We start from the raw sequence: 16,142 nt of genomic DNA on the forward strand, positions 1-16,142 counted from the left end.
CGCGAGTGATCTCGCACGATGAAGGGAGAACCCATGAACGAGCGGTCCGACGACCGTCGCTCGCTGTATGAGCTCGAGTTCCCCGGCCCCGCCGTGTCCGGCCCACGCGGCGACGGACCGGTGCTGGTGCACGCCCTCGAGGGATACGCCGACGCCGGCCACGCCGTCTCGCTGGCCGCCGGACACCTGCGCGACGCCCTCGACTCGGAGCTGGTGGCCACGTTCAACGCCGACGAACTGATCGACTACCGTTCGCGCCGGCCGACCATCGGCTTCAGCGGCGACCGTTTCCACGACGTCCAGATGCCGACGCTGACCATGCACGCTCTGCGCGACAACAACGGTGTGCCCTTCCTGCTGCTCGACGGCTCCGAGCCGGATCTGCGGTGGGAGCAGTTCACCTCGGCGATCAGCACCCTGGCCGAACGCTTCGGCGTCTCCCAGGTGGTGGGCCTGAACTCCATCCCGATGGGGGTCCCGCACACCCGCCCGTCGACGGTCACCGCGCACGGCACCGACGACGAGTCCATCGGCGACCTGAATCGCTGGGGTGGCGAGATGCGGCTCCCGGCCAGCGCCTCGATGCTGCTCGAGCTGCGGCTCGGCGAGGCCGGCTACCGGACGGTGGGGCTCTCGAGCCACGTGCCGCACTACCTGGCCCAGGCCAACTACCCGGCTGCGGCCGCCACTCTGGTCAGCACACTCGAGCAGGTCACCGGCCTGGAACTGCCGGTGACGGCCCTGGAGAACGCGGCCGCCAAGGTCCGCGAGCAGGTCGACTCGGAGGTGGCCACCAACGAGGAGGTCGCCACCGTCGTCCGGGCGCTGGAGAACCAGTACGACACCTACATGCGCGCCCAGACCGAGCAGGTCTCGCTGCTGGCCGCCGAGGAGGATCTGCCCACCGGCGACGAGCTGGGAGCGGAGTTCGAGAAGTTCCTGGCCGAGCTCGACGACGGCGCCGACGGTCCGGCGGACGGACCGGACACTGTCTGACCCCGACCAGACGCCACCGCCGCTGACGCCCACCGGTGACGAGGATGCCGCCTTCGAGCACTTCGTCGACTGGTGGGCGGCTCGCGGCATCGAGCTCTATCCGCACCAGGAGGAGTCGCTTCTCGAGCTGATCGGCGGCAGCAGCGTCATCCTGGCCACCCCCACCGGTTCCGGGAAGTCGCTGGTGGCCTCCGGAGCGGTCTACTTCGCCCGCTGCCGCGGTGAGCGCGCCTACTACACGGCTCCGATCAAGGCGCTGGTCAGCGAGAAGTTCTTCGACCTGTGCGCGCAGTTCGGGGCGGAGAACGTGGGGCTGCTCACCGGGGACGCCTCGGTCAACGCCGACGCCCCGATCATCTGCGCCACCGCGGAGATCGTCGCCAACATCGCGCTGCGCGACGGCCCCGGCTCGGATATCGGGGTGCTGGTGGCCGACGAATTCCACTACTACGGCGAATCCGACCGCGGCTGGGCATGGCAGGTGCCGCTGATCGAGCTGCCGCGCACCCAGTTCCTACTGATGTCGGCCACCCTCGGCGACGTCTCGTTCTTCGTCGACGATCTGCGCCGCCGCACCGGCCGGCCCACCGTCGAGGTCACCGGCGCGCAGCGGCCGGTGCCGCTGGAGTACCGCTACGCGATCACCCCGATCCACGAGACCATCGAGGAACTGATCGAACAGGGCCGGGCACCGGTGTACGTGGTGCACTTCACCCAGGCACAGGCCGTGGAGCGGGCTCAAGCGCTGCTCTCGGTGAAGATCTGCGACAAGGCCGAGAAGGCGGCGATCGCCGAGGCGATCGGCGACTTCGACTTCCGCACCGGCTTCGGCAGCACCCTGTCCAAGCTGCTCCGCTCCGGCATCGGCGTGCACCACGCCGGGATGCTGCCCCGCTACCGCCGGCTGGTCGAACGGCTCGCCCAGGCCGGCCTGCTCAAGGTGGTGGCCGGCACCGACACCCTCGGGGTGGGCATCAACGTGCCGATCCGGACGGTGCTCTTCGCGGGCCTGACCAAGTTCGACGGCCACCGGGTCCGGCGGCTGCGCGCCCGGGAGTTCCACCAGATCGCCGGCCGCGCCGGACGGGCCGGCTTCGACACCGTCGGCTACGTCGTCGCCCAGGCGCCCGAGCACGACGTGGAGAACGCCCGGCTGCTCGCCAAGGCCGGGGACGACCCGAAGAAACTGCGAAAGCTGGTGCGGCGCAAGCCTCCCGAGGGGTTCGTCGGCTGGGGTGAGCAGACCTTCACCACACTCGTCGATGCACCCGACGAGCAGTTGCGCTCACACTTCCGGATGACCACCGCGATGCTCATGGAGGTGCTCGAGCGGCCCGGCGACTGCTTCGCCGCACTGCGCCATCTGCTCGAGGAGAACCACGAGCCGCGCACCCGTCAGCTGCGCCACATCAAGCACACCATCGCGCTGTACCGCGATCTGATCGACACCGGCATCGTCACCCCGCTGCCGGCCCCCGCCGCCGACGGCAAGCACGTCGAACTGTCGGTGGACCTGCCGGAGAACTTCGCGCTGACCAATCCCCTCTCCGCCTTCGCGGTGGCCACCTTCGAACTGCTCGACCGCGACTCCGGATCCTTCGCCCTCGACGTGGTCTCGATCGTCGAGTCCATCCTCGACGATCCACGACCGGTCCTGATGGCCCAGCGCAAGCAGGCGCGGGACGCGGCCATCGCGGAGATGAAAGCCGACGGCATCGAGTACGACGAGCGGATGGAACGGCTCGAGCAGATCAGCTGGCCGCAGCCGCTGGCCGAGGAGATCGGCTTCGCCTATCAGACCTACCGCCAGGGCCATCCGTGGCTGGCCGGCACCGAACCGTCCCCCAAGTCGGTGCTGCGGTACATGCGCGAACGGTCGATGACCTTCACCGAGCTGATCTCCGAGTTCGGCCTGCAACGCAGCGAGGGCGTGGTGCTGCGCTACCTCACCGACTGCTACCGGGCGCTGCGCAGCGGTCTGCCGATGCTCGCGGTCACCGACGAGATCGAGGACCTCACCGACGATCTGGGCGATCTGATCCGCGCCGTGGACTCGAGCCTGCTCGACGAATGGGAAGAGCTCACCGCCTGAGCGATGCCGCTCAGCCGACCGGGGTCACCTGACCTGATTCGGCCACCAGCGCAGCCAGTTCCGCGGCCAGCTCGGCGTAGGCACCGCCCCGCCCGGACGACTCGCGATACACCAGGCCGATCCGCCGGCCGGGGCGCGGCGTGGAGAAGTCCGCGGTGGCCAGCGAACCGGAGGCCGTCTCCACCGGAACGGCGGTCGCCGGGATGAGCGTCACACCCAGCCCGCCTTCCACGCACTGGACCGCGGTGGCCAGCGAGGCCGCCCGGGTCTGCTGCACATCGGGATTCACGCCGGCGCGCTGGCACACGTCGAGCGCCTGGTCGCGCAGGCAGTGCCCCTCGTCGAGCAGCAGCAGCGGGAGGTCCGCCAGCACCGACGGCGAGAGCCGCTTGCGCCCGGACAGCGGGTGCCCGGTGGGCAGGGCGAGGACGAAATCTTCGTCGTACATGGGGATCTCGCCGATGCCGGGCGCCCCCGCGGGCAGCGCCATGATCGCGGCGTCGAGCGTGCCCTCCCGGAGTTGCTCGAGCAGCCGGGCGGTCTGGTCTTCGACCACCCGCAGCCCCAGCGAGGGTCGCGACTCGCCCAGGCCCTGCAGCAGCCGCGGCAGAATGTAGGGCGCGATGGTCGGGATCAGCCCCAGCCGTAGCGAGCCGCGCAGCGGATCTCCTTCACCGGCCGCATCGGACAGCAGATTGTCGACCGCGTCACAGACGGCCATTGCCGACGGGAGTAGCCGATGCCCTTCCGCAGTCAAGAGGACACGCCGAGTCGTACGCTCGACGAGCCGAATCCCCAGGCCGCTCTCCAGACCTGCCAGAGACTGTGACAGCGACGGCTGACTGACACCTAAATCGTTTGCGGCAGAACCGAAGTGAAGTCTCTTGGCGATGGCCACAAAGGCACGCACTCCACCGATCGAGGGCTGATAACTCTGATCACTCATAACTATCAATATAGTGCCTCTAATCACGTTTCATTTTCACCGGGGTTGCGGCACAATAGAAAACGAAGCCGGAGAGGACACCAGCACAGGGACCCCCCGGCGGACGGTTCTCCCCAAACCCCTAACCAAGGAGTGAGTGACTCATGGCACTGCTGACCATCGGCGACCAGTTCCCGGCCTACAACCTGACTGCTGTCATCGGCGGAGATCTCTCGAAGGTCGACGCGCAGCAGCCGGAGGACTACTTCACCACCGTGACCAGTGACGACTACGCCGGCAAGTGGCGCGTGGTCTTCTTCTGGCCCAAGGACTTCACCTTCGTCTGCCCCACCGAGATCGCCACCTTCGGCAAGCTGAACGACGAGTTCGCCGATCGCGACTGCCAGGTGCTCGGCGCCTCGGTCGACAGCGAGTTCGTCCACTTCCAGTGGCGCGCCCAGCACGAAGAGCTCAAGACCCTCCCCTTCCCGATGCTGAGCGACCTCAAGCGCGAACTGGTCGAGGCGACCGGCGTGCTCAACGCCGAGGGTGTGGCCGACCGCGCCACCTTCATCGTGGACCCGAACAACGAGGTCCAGTTCGTCTCGGTCACCGCCGGCTCGGTGGGCCGCAACGTCGAAGAGGTGCTGCGCGTGCTCGACGCCCTGCAGTCCGACGAGCTGTGCGCATGCAACTGGCGCAAGGGCGATCCGACCATCAACGCCGGTGAGCTGATGAGCGAAGCCGTCTGATCTGCTTCCCGACCGTCAGTCGTCACCACACAGGAGAGATCTATGAGCATCGAGAACCTCAAGGCCGCACTTCCGGAGTACGCCAAGGACCTCAAGCTGAATCTCGGCAGCGTCAGCCGTACGACGGCGCTGAACGAAGAGCAGCTGTGGGGCACCCTGCTGGCGACGGCGGCGGCGACCCGCAACGCCACCGTGCTGCGCGAGGTGGCCGACGAGGCCGCTGACACCCTGTCGGCGGAGGCCTACAACGCGGCGCTCGGCGCCGCGTCGATCATGGGCATGAACAACGTCTTCTACCGCGGCCGCGGCTTCCTCGGCGGCAAGTACGACGACCTGCGCCCGGGCCTGCGGATGAACATCATCGGCAACCCCGGCGTGGAGAAGGCGAACTTCGAACTGTGGTCGCTGGCCGTCTCGGCGATCAACGGCTGTGAGCACTGCGTCGCCGCCCACGAGAACGTGGTGCGCGAGGCCGGCCTCGACCGCGAGACCGTCTTCGAGGCCCTCAAGGTGGCCTCGATCGTGCAGGGCGTCGGTCAGGCGATCACCATCGCGGAGACCCTGAACTGACCTCCCGCCACAGACCTGCTGCCCGCACCAAGGCAGCGTGAGTGCGAGCCCCCACCGGCGATCCCGGCGGGGGCTCCCTCATTCTCCCAGGGGCCGGGCGTGGCCCGTGCCCCGGCGGGCTCAGGACAGGGCCGCCCGGAAGCGGCCGGCGAGCTCGGTCACCTCGGCGGTGCTCATGACGAAGGCCGGCGAGATCTGCAGCGCTCCCTGTCCCGCCGCCCGGGTGGACACCCCGAACTCGCGCAGCCGGGTCACCATCGCCGGACCGGCGGCGGGATCGGCCAGCTGCACCGCGGTCACCGCGCCGAGACCGGTCCGCACCTCGCTGACCGCATCGAGTTCGGTCAGCGGGGCGAAGGCGGCCGCCAGATCGCCCTCGAGCCGTGCGGCCCCGGCCAGAAGATCCTCACGCTCGATGATGTCGAGATTGGCCATCGCCGCCGCCGCCGCGCCGGCGTGCCCGCCGTAGGTGTAGCCGTGACGCCACCACACACCACCGGCGAAGAAGGGCTCCGCCACCCACGGGGCGGCGATCATCGCCCCCATCGGCAGGTAGCCGCTGGTGAGACCCTTGGCGGTGGTGATCATGTCCGGTTCCAGACCGAACCGTCCGGAGGCGAACCACTCGCGGCCGGCGATCCGCCCGTAACCGGTCACCACCTCGTCGGCGATGAACAGCACGTCGTGATCCCGGCAGATCTCCCGGACCTCGCGCAGGTATCCCTCCGGCGGCAGATACACCCCGCCGGCCCCGATGATCGGTTCGGCGATGAAGGCGGCGATGTTCTCGGCGCCGACCCGCTCGATGAACCCGAGCAGACTCTTGGCGTCGTCCCAGTCGACGGTGGCCGTGTCGGCCATCAACTCGGCGCCGTAGCCGTCGTGATTTCCCGCGATGCCGGCCAGCGAGGTCCCGGCCACGTGCATGCCGTGGTAGGCCTTGCTGCGCCCGACGATGATCCGCTTGCTCTCCCGGCCCCGCTCGACCCAGTAGCGCCGGGCCAGTTTGACGGCGGTCTCCACCGAGTCCGAGCCGCCCGAGGTGAACATCACCTTGGACCCGGGCACCGGCGCGATGGCAGCGATCCGCTCGGCCAGGTCGATCGTCACATCGGCGGCGAGGTCCCCGAAGTTCGAGTAGTGCGCCAGCGTCGAGAGCTGACGGGCCACCGCCTCACCGATCTCCGCGCGTCCGTGCCCGACGTTGGCGAACCAGAGTCCGGCGGTCGCATCGAGATACTCGCGCCCGTCGGCGTCGTAGACGCGCGTCCCCTCACCGCGGGTGAAGACGAACGGACCGTGCGCAGTGACGGCGCCCATGTCGGCGAAGCCGTGCCAGAGAGAACCCATGTGTCCAATATGACACGTCCCCCGGGGTGATGCGGGCCGACGATAGACTGGAAAGAATCATGCCTGGGCCCACCCTCACCTTTCCACCGGAACTGCCGGTCAGCGCCTGCCGCGACGAGATCGCCGAGGCGATCGCCGCGCATCAGGTGGTGGTGATCGCCGGCGAGACCGGATCGGGCAAGACCACGCAGCTGCCCAAGATCTGCCTGCAGCTCGGCCGGGAGTCGATCGGCCACACGCAGCCCCGGCGGATCGCCGCGACCTCGGTGGCACGCCGGATCGCCGATGAGACCGGCACCGAGCTCGGCGAGCTGGTGGGCTATGCGGTGCGCTTCTCGGACAAGACCAGTGCGCGCACCGCGGTCAAGGTGATGACCGACGGAATCCTGCTGCGCGAGATCTCCACTGATCCGCTGCTGCGCCGGTACGACACGATCATCATCGACGAGGCGCACGAGCGCAGTCTCAACATCGACTTCCTGCTGGGCTATCTCAAGCGGTTGCTGCCCCGGCGGCCCGATCTCAAGGTGATCATCACCTCGGCGACCATCGAGCCGGATCGTTTCGCCCGGCATTTCGCCGGCCCCGACGAGCAGGTCCCCATCCTGGAGGTCTCCGGGCGCACCTATCCGGTGGAGGTCCGCTACCGACCGCTGAGCACCGACGACGACGAGCACTCGGATCTCGATCAGATCGCTGCGATCGACCGGGCGGTCGGCGAACTGTGGTCACAGGAGCGCGGCGACATCCTGGTCTTCCTGCCCACTGAACGCGACATCCGCGACACCGCCGACGCCCTCAAACGCCGCACCGGCGGCGGAACCGAGATCGTCCCGCTCTACGCCCGGCTGTCGGTGGCCGAGCAGCAGAAGATCTTCACTCCCTCCGACGGCCGCCGGATCGTGTTGTCCACCAACGTCGCCGAGACCTCGCTGACCGTTCCGGGCATCCGCTACGTGATCGACGCGGGCACCGCCCGCATCTCGCGCTACTCCACCCGGACCAAGGTGACCCGGCTGCCGGTGGAGAAGATCTCGCAGGCCAGCGCACGGCAGCGGGCCGGACGCTGCGGCCGGGTCGCGCCGGGCATCTGCATCCGCCTCTACACCGAGGACGACTTCGACGCCCGGCCCGAGTACACCGATCCGGAGATCCTCCGGTCGAACCTCGGCGCCGTCATCTTGTCGATGCTCTCGCTGCGGCTGGGTGACGTCGCGGACTTCCCGTTCGTACAGCCGCCGGATGCCCGCGCCATCCGCGACGGCATGAATCTGCTCTCCGAACTCGGCGCGGTCACCGGCATCGATTCGGCGACCGCCGATCTCACCCCGGTCGGCACCACTCTGTCGCGGCTGCCGATCGATCCGAGACTGGCCCGGATGCTCGTCGCCGGCCGCGACAACGGTTGTCTCGATCACGTGCTGGTGATCGTCGCCGCACTGTCCCTGCCCGATGTGCGCGAGTTCCCGGCGGACCGGCGGGAGGCCGCCGCCGCGGCACACCGCGAGTACGCGGTGCCAGGATCGGAGTTCCTCAGCCGGCTCAAGCTCTGGTCGTACCTTCAGGAGCAGCGGGACGCGATGTCGGGCAACGCCTTCCGTCGCTGGTGTGAACGGAACTTCTTGCACTATCTGCGCATCCGGGAGTGGACGGATCTGCATCGCCAGCTCCGGCGCACGGTCAAGGATCTGCGCTGGGAGGTGCCAGAGACCGCGATCGACGCCGACGCGATCCATCGCTCGCTGCTGGCCGGCCTGCTCACCAACGTCGGCGCCCGGGTCCACAACGACGCGAAGAACGGCGCATCGTCGCCGGCGGCCTCCGGAAAGGACCGGCGGCGCGGAGAATCGCGCGAGTATCTGGGCACCCGCGGCACCAAGTTTCTGATCTTCCCCGGTTCGGAGCTGGCCAAGAAGCCGCCGGGCTTCGTGATGGCCGCCGAGCTGGTGGAGACCTCCCGGCTGTACGCGCACACCGTCGCCGCCGTCGAACCCGAGTGGGTCGAGCAGCTCGCCGGCGAGCTGGTGACCCGCAGCTACAGCGAACCGGCCTGGTCCACCCGCCGTGGCGCTGTCACCGCCGTCGAGCGAGTGAGCCTCTACGGTGTCCCGCTGGTCACCGGCCGGCGAGTCAACTACGGATCCATCGACCCGGTGACCTCCCGGGAGATCTTCATCCAGGCCGCACTCGTCGAAGGCCGGTGGCGCACCCGTCACGCCTTCTTCGCGCACAACGCCTCGGTCCTCGCCGACGCCGAGGAGGCCGAGCATCGCGCCCGGCGCGCAGGGGTCCGGCTCTCGGATGAGGCCCTGTACGACTTCTACGCGCAGCGCATCCCGGCGAAGGTGGTCTCCGCCCGCCACTTCGACAGCTGGTGGAAGAAGGCGTCCCGCACCGACCCCGCCCTGCTGAACCTGCACGCCGAGGATCTCCGGCAGGACGACGGCCCCGACCCGGAGGACTTCCCGGAGGCCTGGCAGCAGGGCGCCACCCGCCTGGCACTGGCCTACCACTTCGAGCCGGGCACACCCGAGGACGGCGTCACCGTACTCATCCCCCGGCCGCTGCTCGCACACATCACCCCGACCGGCTTCGACTGGCTGGTTCCGGGCCTGCGCGTCGAGCTGGCCACCGCGCTGATCAAGTCACTGCCCAAGGGGCTGCGCAAATCGCTCTCCCCGGCCCAGCGCTACGCCGAACTAGCCCTCGACGGCCTGGCTCCGCGCACCCGACCGCTGCGCACCGCACTCGCCGAGCGGCTCAGCGAGATCACCCGGACCAGCCTGAGCCCCCAGGACTTCCGCGTCGACGCCCTGCCGCACCACCTGCGCATGCACTTCGCCGTGGTCGACGATCAGGGCGCGATCCTGCGGCGCGACGATGACCTGACCGCACTGCAGCAGCACTTCGCTCCGCGCACGGCTCCGGCCGCCGAGACCGTGGTGTACCGCGACTGGACCGCCGACGGTATCGGCACGCTCGCCCAGCAGCAGACCGAGACGGTCGCCGGCCAGCAGGTGGTGACCTTTCCGGGGCTGGCCCCGGCCGGCGACGGCGTGCGTCGGCTCGCCCGGACCTCGGCCGCGACCCGCGATGCGGGGGTGGCGGCGTCCGTCCAGGTGCTTCTCGAGATCGCGATCAGCCCGCCGAGCCGTAAGCTGGTCAACGGCCTGCCGCCGGCCGACAAGCTGGCACTGAGCCAGAATCCCTACCCGGACAACGACTCTCTGCTGGCGGACTGTACCCGCCGGGCCATCGCCGACGAACTGGTCCGACGTCCCGAGGTCGCCGGGCTGCGCGAGCCACGGGAGTTCGCGGCACTGCGCGACGAGCTCTCACCGGTGGTCCGCCAGGCCGCCCCCGAGTATTTCCTGCTGGCGGTCACCGCACTGCGGGAGACCACCGAACTGCGCCGGGCGATCGACGCCCGATCCGGTTCGGCGGCCGCCGACGACGTGGCCGAGCAGCTCGGCGAACTGGTCTTCGACGGCTTCGTCGCACTCACCCCGCTACGCCGGCTGCGCAGCCTGCCACGCTATCTGCAGGCCGCACGGCTGCGACTGGAGTCGCTGCCCGGCTCGACGGCACGAGACGCGGCCGGCATGGCCGTGCTGGACCGCGTCTTCGCGCACTGGAATCAGCGGCTGGCGCAACTGCCCGAGGGCCGGCAGCAGGCGCTCAGCGAGCAGATCGCCTGGCCCATCGAGGAATTGCGGGTCAGTCTGTTCGCGCAGCAGCTCGGCACCGACGGGCCGATCTCGGAGAAGCGTGTCGTCAAGGAGATCGACGCCTTCCGCTGACCGCCCGACGGCCGGACTCAGCTCGCCGGTGTGCGTCCGGCGCGGTCACGCCGCAGATCGTCGATCTCGCGCTGGAAGTCGTCGGCCGAGTCGAACGACCGGTACACCGAGGCGAACCGGAGGTAGGCCACCTCGTCGAGTTCGCGCAGCGGCCCCAGGATGGCCAGTCCCACTTCGTTGCTCGGGATCTCGGCCGATCCGGAGGCGCGGACGGCGTCCTCGACGGTTTCGGCGAGTTTGGCGAGGGCGTCCTCGTCCACCGCGCGGCCCTGGCAGGCCCGGCGAACCCCCTTCATCACCTTCTCGCGGCTGAACGGCTCGGTGACCCCGTTGCGTTTGACCACGGCCAGCACTGCGGACTCGACCGTGGTGAAACGGCGCCCGCAGGCACTGCAGGATCGCCGGCGCCGGATGACCAGCCCATCGTCGGACGCGCGGGAGTCGACTACTCGGGTGTCGTCGTTCTTGCAGAACGGGCAGCGCATGGCCTCCAGCCTACCCGTGCGGCACCCGGCGCAGCGCATGGCACTCCCCTCCCGGTTCCGCGGCCTCAGCGGTACCGCGGCACCACCAGGGCCTGCCCCGGACGCAGTCCCGCCGAGGAGAGATCGTTGAGTTCCCGCACCACATCGATCACCCCGGACGGCGGCAGATCCGGAGCGATCCGCCGGGCCAGTGCCGTCAGCGACTCCCCGCTGCGCACGTGCACCACTTCGGTGACGCTCGGCGTACCGGTGGCGGCCTCCTGCGCCTGGCCGCCGACCAGGGCCAGCACCCACACCAGCCCGGCGAGCACCACCCCGGCGAGCAGTCCGGCGGCCCAGCGCCGGCGCCGCACGATCTGCGCCGACGGCCGCACCGGGCGGCCCACCGCGGCACGCACCGGCGGCGCGGTGTTCGAATCCGCCGATCGAACATCCATACCGCCCCCGCGAGTCCCCCGGTCGGGGGACATCCGGGCCGTGCGGGCGGTTCCGCGGCGCCGTTCGAGCCGGCGTCCGGTCGGCCGGCAGGGCTGTTCGACGTCCGTCCGGCGCACCGGCGCGGGGCCGGCGACACGGGGAACATCGCAGGTCATGACGGCCTCGACAGCCGATCCCGAGGTCTGTGCGGGGCGGTGGAGCACGCTCTGCGTCATCGCCTTCTCCTATCGTTCAGGTGTTCGATGAACTCTTGTTCGATAGTAAACACCACCCCTCGGACATTGTCTGCAACACGTCGAACAATTGTTTGAAATCTGTGACCGAGCCGACTAGATTGGCGATATCACCACCAGGAGAGGACGCACGATGACCGACGGTCCCAGCAACAGCGATATCCCGGCCGGTGCCGACGGTCCGGAGCTGTCGACGGCCACCCTCGAAGCCTCACTGACCCAGCGGCAGCGCGAGGTGCTCGAGTACATCCGCAGTTCGGTGCGTGAGCGCGGCTATCCGCCGAGCATCCGCGAGATCGGCGAGGCCGTCGGCCTCACCTCCACGTCCTCGGTGGCCCACCAGTTGCGCACCCTCGAGCGCCGCGGTCTGCTCAAACGCGATCCTCACCGTCCGCGGGCGGTCAACGTCCGTGACGACAACCGCACCCCGCCGTCCGGCGGCGCGGCGGCGGTCGCCGAATCCGACGATCAGCTGCCCGCACCGGCGTACGTCCCCGTGCTGGGCCGGATCGCGGCGGGCGGGCCGATCCTGGCCGAGCAGGCAGTCGAGGACGTCTTCCCACTGCCCAAGGAGCTCGTCGGAGAGGGCTCGCTCTTCCTGCTCCGGGTGGTCGGCGAGTCGATGATCGACGCGGCCATCTGCGACGGCGACTGGGTGGTGGTCCGCCAGCAGAACGTGGCCGAGAACGGCGACATCGTCGCCGCGATGATCGACGGCGAGGCCACCGTGAAGACCTTCAAGCGGGTCGACGGCCACGTCTGGCTGATGCCCCACAACGAGCACTTCGAGCCGATCCCCGGCGACGACGCCGCCGTCCTCGGCAAGGTGGTCACGGTGATGCGCCGAGTCTGACGGCGGCGCGCGTCAGGGCCTCAGTCCGTCAGGACTTCAGTCCCTCAGTCCGTCAGGATTTCAGTTCCTCAGCGCGGTCCGCGCGGCGTCCCGGGCCGCCTGTGCGCTGTCCGCGGCCGTCGCCGCAGCGGCGGCGGCCCGGCACTGGTCGAGCGTCACCGAGCCGAGCTGCAGACCCACGGCCGGCCCGGCCTTCGCGGCCGCCGACAGCGAGGTCACGCCCAGGCCCACCAGCACGCAGGCCAGCAGCGGATCGGCGGCCGCTTCGCCGCACACCCCGACCTGTTTGCCCTGGGCGGCGCCGGCGGCACCGACGCGTTCGATGAGACTGAGCACGGCCGGCTGCCAGGGATCGGTGAGCGAGGCCAGTTCCGGGGACATCCGGTCCGCGGCCATCGTGTACTGGGTCAGGTCGTTGGTGCCGATCGAGACGAAGTCCACCTCGGCCAGGATCTTGTCGGCCTGAATGGCCGCCGAGGGCACCTCCACCATGACACCGGGGATCATGCCGCGCGCGCGGACCTGGCCGGCGAATTCCCGGGCCTCGGCCACCGTGGCGATCATCGGGGCCATCACCCAGGGGGTGGCCCGGTCGCCCTCCGCGGCCTGCGCCAGCGCGTCGAGCTGGTGCTCGCGGATCTCCGGGTGCAGCGCGATGATGCGGTTGCCGCGCACCCCCATCGCCGGATTCGCCTCGTCCCGATGGTCGACGAACTTGAGCGGCTTGTCCGAGCCGGCGTCGAGGGTCCGGATCACCACCTTCTGCCCGGGGAAGGCATCGATGACCTCCCGGTACAGCTCGGCCTGGTCGGCCACCGAGGGCTCGTCCGCACGGTCGAGGAAGGCGAGCTCGGTGCGGAAGAGCCCCACGCCCTCGAGGACTCCCGGCTCCGCCGCGCTGCGCGCGGACGCACCGTCGGCCACATTGGCCAGGATCAGCACCTCGTGGCCGTCAGCGGTCCGTCCCGGGCCGCGCCACGCCGCCGCGCGCTCGGCCAGTTCGGCGGCGGCGCGGGCGGCCGCCGAGACCGCCTCGGCATCCGGATTCACCCCCACCGTTCCCAGGCCTCCGTCGACGAAAGCCGTTGCACCGGTGGGCACCTGGTCGAGATCGGCGATGGCCACCACGCACGGGATGCCGAGCTGGCGGGCGATGATCGCCGTGTGGCTCGACGGCCCACCGAGGCGGGTCGCCAGCGCGATGATGCGGCCCGGATCGAGACCTGCGGTGTCGGCCGGCGCCAGGTCGTCGGCGCACAGGATCGACGGGACGTCGGGGGTGGGGATACCCGGCTCGGGAAGGCCCAGCAGTTCCGCGACGACGCGATCGCGGACGTCCTTGAGGTCGGTGACCCGCTCGGCCATCAGACCGCCGACCTTGGTGAACATCTCGACGAACTGCTCGGTGGCCGCGGCGGCGGCGGCCGGGGCGGGAGTGCCGTCTCCGATGAGCTTGCCGGCCGCACCGAGCCAGCCCCGATCCTTCGCCAGACCCGCGGTGGCGGCCAGCACCTCGGCCGCCGCACCGGAACTGCGGGAGGCCCGCTCGGTCAACCTCCCGGCGACGGTGTCGGCCGCGGCGGCCAGCCGTTCCTTCTCCGCGTCGCGGTCGTCCTCCGGAATGGTGGCGGCGTCGCCGAGGTCCGGTTCGGGCCGGTCGCCGGGCCGGATGACCGGACCGTAGGCCAGTCCGGCGACGACCGGAGTGCCGGTGACGACCGGGTCGGCGCCGTAGGTGTGCGCGGGATCGACGGACTGCATGCTCTTGGGCCTTTCGTTCAGCGAGTCGGCGGAAAACCGCACATTTCCACAGAAATCAATGTAAATACAGATGTGACAGTGTTGATTCGGGCACGGGACCCCGTCAACCAGGACTCTACTCAGGACGGTGGAATGTACGCGGAGGAACGGCAGCAGGCCATCGCGAACGAGGTTCGCGAGCGGGGCCGGGTCTCCGTGGCCGAGTTGTCCCACCGCTTCGACGTGACCGGTGAGACCGTCCGGCGCGACCTGGCCGTACTGGCCCAGGCCGGTCAGGTCACCCGGGTGCACGGCGGCGCAGTCCGCACCGACGTGGGGGTGATCGTCGACGAGGCCGACCTGCCCGCCCGTCAGCGATCGCACCAGCCGGAGAAGAAGGCGATCGGTGCCGCGGCCCTGGAACTGCTGCCGCCCTCCGGTGGCACCGTCCTCTTCGACGCCGGCACCACCACACACCAGGCGGCCTCCGCTCTGGCCGCGGCGCAGCCCGCCGACACCCGGCTGACCCTGGTGACCAATTCGCTGCCCATCGCCGCCACCCTGACCGACGCCTGCTCGGCCGGGGCGCAGCGCCGCGAGGTGCTGATGACCGGCGGCCGGCTGCGTCCGAAGACCCAGGCCGCCGTCGGTACGGCGACGATCGAGCAACTCGGCCGGCTGCGGCTCTCCGTCGGTTTCCTCGGCACCAACGGCTTGAGCGTGCGGCACGGCCTGTCCACACCCGATCCGGATGAGGCCGCGGTCAAACGCGCGATGATCGCCGCCGTCGATCGCGTCGTGGTGCTGGCCGACTCCTCCAAGATCAACCGGGAAGACCTGGTGAGCTTCGGCGACCTCGACGAGGTGGACGTGCTCATCACCGATCGCGGCATCGACGCGGCCTTCGCCGCCGAGCTGGCCGCCAGGGACATCGAAGTGGTGATCGCATGATCGTGACCGTGACGGCCAATCCGAGTGTGGACCGCACCATCGAATTGACCGGCGAACTGCGCCGCGGCCAGGTGCTGCGGGCGGCGGGCTCGCAGAGCCAGCCCGGCGGCAAGGGCATCAACGTCGCCCGCGCCGTGGCCGCCGCCGAACTGGACGTGCTGGCCCTGCTGCCGGCCGCCGACGGCGACCCGTTGCTGAACCAGCTCGACCAGACCGGACTGCCGTATCGCACCATTCCGGTGTCCGCACCGGTGCGCACCAACATCACGGTGGTCGAACCGGACGGCACCACCACCAAGATCAACGAGCCCGGGGCGGCCCTCACCGACGCCGCTGTGGACGCCCTGACCGATCAGGTGCTGGCCGCCGCTCAGGACGCCGGCTGGCTGGCGCTGTGCGGCTCGGTGCCGCCGGGACTGCCGCTGGACTGGTACGGCCGGATCATCGGCCGGCTCACCGGCAGCGGGGTCCGCACCGCCGTCGACACCTCCGGATCACCGCTGGCCGCCGCCGCCGAAGCCGGGGCCGCACTGCTCAAACCGAACGCCGAGGAGCTGGCCTGGCTCACCGGTGCCGACGGCGCCGCGATGGAGGCGCAGGCCGCCGCCGGCGATCCGTCGGCCGCGGTGACCGCCGCCGCGGCGCTCGCCGCCCGCACCGGCGGCGCCGTCCTGACCACGCTCGGCGGCGCCGGTGCCCTGCTGACCACGCCGGAGGGCACCTGGCAGGCCACCGCGCCGCGGATTCAGGTGCGCAGCACGGTCGGCGCCGGTGACTCGTCCCTGGCCGGTTACCTGATCGCGCACAGCCGCGGCGCGGGCCCGGAAGGGCTGCTGGCGACAGCCGTGGCCTACGGCTCGGCCGCCGCCGCCCTGCCCGGCACCACCCCACCGACTCCCGGCCAGACCGATCCGTCCGCGGTGACGGTGCGGCGACTGTCCTGACCCCCCAGAATCC

Annotated in this window: 13 protein-coding genes; 8 read left to right on the forward strand and 5 right to left on the reverse strand. The window is 70.2% G+C overall.

Annotation, left to right across the window (positions count from 1 at the left end; all coding sequences use genetic code 11):
• The first annotated feature begins 33 nt into the window (after window positions 1-33).
• Both ACJMNC_RS01330 and ACJMNC_RS01335 read left to right on the forward strand, forming a co-directional pair.
• Window positions 34-996, forward strand: coding sequence for a PAC2 family protein (locus ACJMNC_RS01330; protein ID WP_408946151.1), 963 nt, complete (start codon window positions 34-36; stop codon window positions 994-996).
• Entirely contained in the window at window positions 989-3,088 is a 2,100-nt protein-coding gene (locus ACJMNC_RS01335) for a DEAD/DEAH box helicase (RefSeq protein ID WP_408946451.1), read from the forward strand. The genes ACJMNC_RS01330 and ACJMNC_RS01335 overlap by 8 nt, the downstream gene beginning before the upstream one ends.
• Before the next feature lie 10 nt (window positions 3,089-3,098).
• On the opposite strand, the gene ACJMNC_RS01340 is transcribed toward ACJMNC_RS01335, so the two are convergent.
• A complete protein-coding gene (locus ACJMNC_RS01340) occupies window positions 3,099-4,034 on the reverse strand; it encodes a hydrogen peroxide-inducible genes activator (RefSeq protein WP_408946152.1) in 936 nt (311 codons plus the stop codon).
• 143 nt (window positions 4,035-4,177) lie between these two features.
• Between ACJMNC_RS01340 and ACJMNC_RS01345 the strand changes: the two genes are divergently transcribed.
• Together ACJMNC_RS01345 and ACJMNC_RS01350 are read left to right on the forward strand one after the other, a co-directional pair.
• On the forward strand, window positions 4,178-4,765 hold the full coding sequence (locus tag ACJMNC_RS01345) for a peroxiredoxin (protein ID WP_408946153.1): 588 nt from the start codon (window positions 4,178-4,180) through the stop codon (window positions 4,763-4,765).
• A 42-nt stretch (window positions 4,766-4,807) separates the two neighbouring features.
• Entirely contained in the window at window positions 4,808-5,335 is a 528-nt protein-coding gene (locus tag ACJMNC_RS01350) for a carboxymuconolactone decarboxylase family protein (RefSeq protein WP_408946154.1), read from the forward strand.
• A gap of 120 nt (window positions 5,336-5,455) precedes the next feature.
• On the opposite strand, the gene ACJMNC_RS01355 is transcribed toward ACJMNC_RS01350, so the two are convergent.
• On the reverse strand, window positions 5,456-6,685 hold the full coding sequence (locus ACJMNC_RS01355) for an aspartate aminotransferase family protein (RefSeq protein ID WP_408946155.1): 1,230 nt from the start codon (window positions 6,683-6,685) through the stop codon (window positions 5,456-5,458).
• Window positions 6,686-6,744: 59 nt separating this feature from the next.
• On the opposite strand from ACJMNC_RS01355, the gene hrpA reads away from it, so the two are divergent.
• Window positions 6,745-10,485: an ATP-dependent RNA helicase HrpA gene (hrpA, locus tag ACJMNC_RS01360; protein ID WP_408946156.1), complete on the forward strand. Its 3,741-nt coding sequence runs from the start codon at window positions 6,745-6,747 to the stop codon at window positions 10,483-10,485.
• A gap of 17 nt (window positions 10,486-10,502) precedes the next feature.
• On the opposite strand, the gene nrdR is transcribed toward hrpA, so the two are convergent.
• Window positions 10,503-10,970: a transcriptional regulator NrdR gene (gene nrdR, locus ACJMNC_RS01365; RefSeq protein WP_408946157.1), complete on the reverse strand. Its 468-nt coding sequence runs from the start codon at window positions 10,968-10,970 to the stop codon at window positions 10,503-10,505.
• 65 nt (window positions 10,971-11,035) lie between these two features.
• On the reverse strand, window positions 11,036-11,407 hold the full coding sequence (locus tag ACJMNC_RS01370) for a LysM peptidoglycan-binding domain-containing protein (protein WP_408946158.1): 372 nt from the start codon (window positions 11,405-11,407) through the stop codon (window positions 11,036-11,038).
• Window positions 11,408-11,774: 367 nt separating this feature from the next.
• Here ACJMNC_RS01370 and lexA point away from each other — a divergent pair, with 367 nt between their 5' ends.
• The gene (gene lexA / locus ACJMNC_RS01375; RefSeq protein ID WP_408946159.1) at window positions 11,775-12,494 is read left to right on the forward strand and encodes a transcriptional repressor LexA; all 720 of its coding nucleotides are present in this window, start codon (window positions 11,775-11,777) and stop codon (window positions 12,492-12,494) included.
• A 60-nt stretch (window positions 12,495-12,554) separates the two neighbouring features.
• Here the strand turns inward: lexA and ACJMNC_RS01380 are convergent, their stop codons facing one another.
• The gene (locus tag ACJMNC_RS01380) at window positions 12,555-14,255 is read right to left on the reverse strand and encodes a phosphoenolpyruvate--protein phosphotransferase (RefSeq protein WP_408946160.1); all 1,701 of its coding nucleotides are present in this window, start codon (window positions 14,253-14,255) and stop codon (window positions 12,555-12,557) included.
• A 132-nt stretch (window positions 14,256-14,387) separates the two neighbouring features.
• Between ACJMNC_RS01380 and ACJMNC_RS01385 the strand changes: the two genes are divergently transcribed.
• Both ACJMNC_RS01385 and ACJMNC_RS01390 read left to right on the forward strand, forming a co-directional pair.
• On the forward strand, window positions 14,388-15,185 hold the full coding sequence (locus ACJMNC_RS01385; protein ID WP_408946161.1) for a DeoR/GlpR family DNA-binding transcription regulator: 798 nt from the start codon (window positions 14,388-14,390) through the stop codon (window positions 15,183-15,185).
• Window positions 15,182-16,129, forward strand: coding sequence for a 1-phosphofructokinase family hexose kinase (locus ACJMNC_RS01390; RefSeq protein WP_408946162.1), 948 nt, complete (start codon window positions 15,182-15,184; stop codon window positions 16,127-16,129). The genes ACJMNC_RS01385 and ACJMNC_RS01390 overlap by 4 nt, the downstream gene beginning before the upstream one ends.
• The last annotated feature ends 13 nt before the right edge of the window (window positions 16,130-16,142 follow it).

Source organism: Gordonia sp. VNK21, assembly GCF_046098115.1.
Taxonomy (GTDB): Bacteria; Actinomycetota; Actinomycetes; order Mycobacteriales; family Mycobacteriaceae; genus Gordonia.

What these genes read in the sequence shown, in the direction of transcription:
- ACJMNC_RS01330 (WP_408946151.1), top strand. Translation starts at nt 34, where the DNA reads ATGAACGAGCGGTCCGACGACCGTCGCTCGCTGTATGAGCTCGAGTTC.
- ACJMNC_RS01340 (WP_408946152.1), bottom strand. Translation starts at nt 4,034, where the DNA reads ATGAGTGATCAGAGTTATCAGCCCTCGATCGGTGGAGTGCGTGCCTTT.
- ACJMNC_RS01345 (WP_408946153.1), top strand. Translation starts at nt 4,178, where the DNA reads ATGGCACTGCTGACCATCGGCGACCAGTTCCCGGCCTACAACCTGACT.
- ACJMNC_RS01350 (WP_408946154.1), top strand. Translation starts at nt 4,808, where the DNA reads ATGAGCATCGAGAACCTCAAGGCCGCACTTCCGGAGTACGCCAAGGAC.
- ACJMNC_RS01355 (WP_408946155.1), bottom strand. Translation starts at nt 6,685, where the DNA reads ATGGGTTCTCTCTGGCACGGCTTCGCCGACATGGGCGCCGTCACTGCG.
- hrpA (WP_408946156.1), top strand. Translation starts at nt 6,745, where the DNA reads ATGCCTGGGCCCACCCTCACCTTTCCACCGGAACTGCCGGTCAGCGCC.
- nrdR (WP_408946157.1), bottom strand. Translation starts at nt 10,970, where the DNA reads ATGCGCTGCCCGTTCTGCAAGAACGACGACACCCGAGTAGTCGACTCC.
- ACJMNC_RS01370 (WP_408946158.1), bottom strand. Translation starts at nt 11,407, where the DNA reads ATGGATGTTCGATCGGCGGATTCGAACACCGCGCCGCCGGTGCGTGCC.
- lexA (WP_408946159.1), top strand. Translation starts at nt 11,775, where the DNA reads ATGACCGACGGTCCCAGCAACAGCGATATCCCGGCCGGTGCCGACGGT.
- ACJMNC_RS01380 (WP_408946160.1), bottom strand. Translation starts at nt 14,255, where the DNA reads ATGCAGTCCGTCGATCCCGCGCACACCTACGGCGCCGACCCGGTCGTC.
- ACJMNC_RS01385 (WP_408946161.1), top strand. Translation starts at nt 14,388, where the DNA reads ATGTACGCGGAGGAACGGCAGCAGGCCATCGCGAACGAGGTTCGCGAG.
- ACJMNC_RS01390 (WP_408946162.1), top strand. Translation starts at nt 15,182, where the DNA reads ATGATCGTGACCGTGACGGCCAATCCGAGTGTGGACCGCACCATCGAA.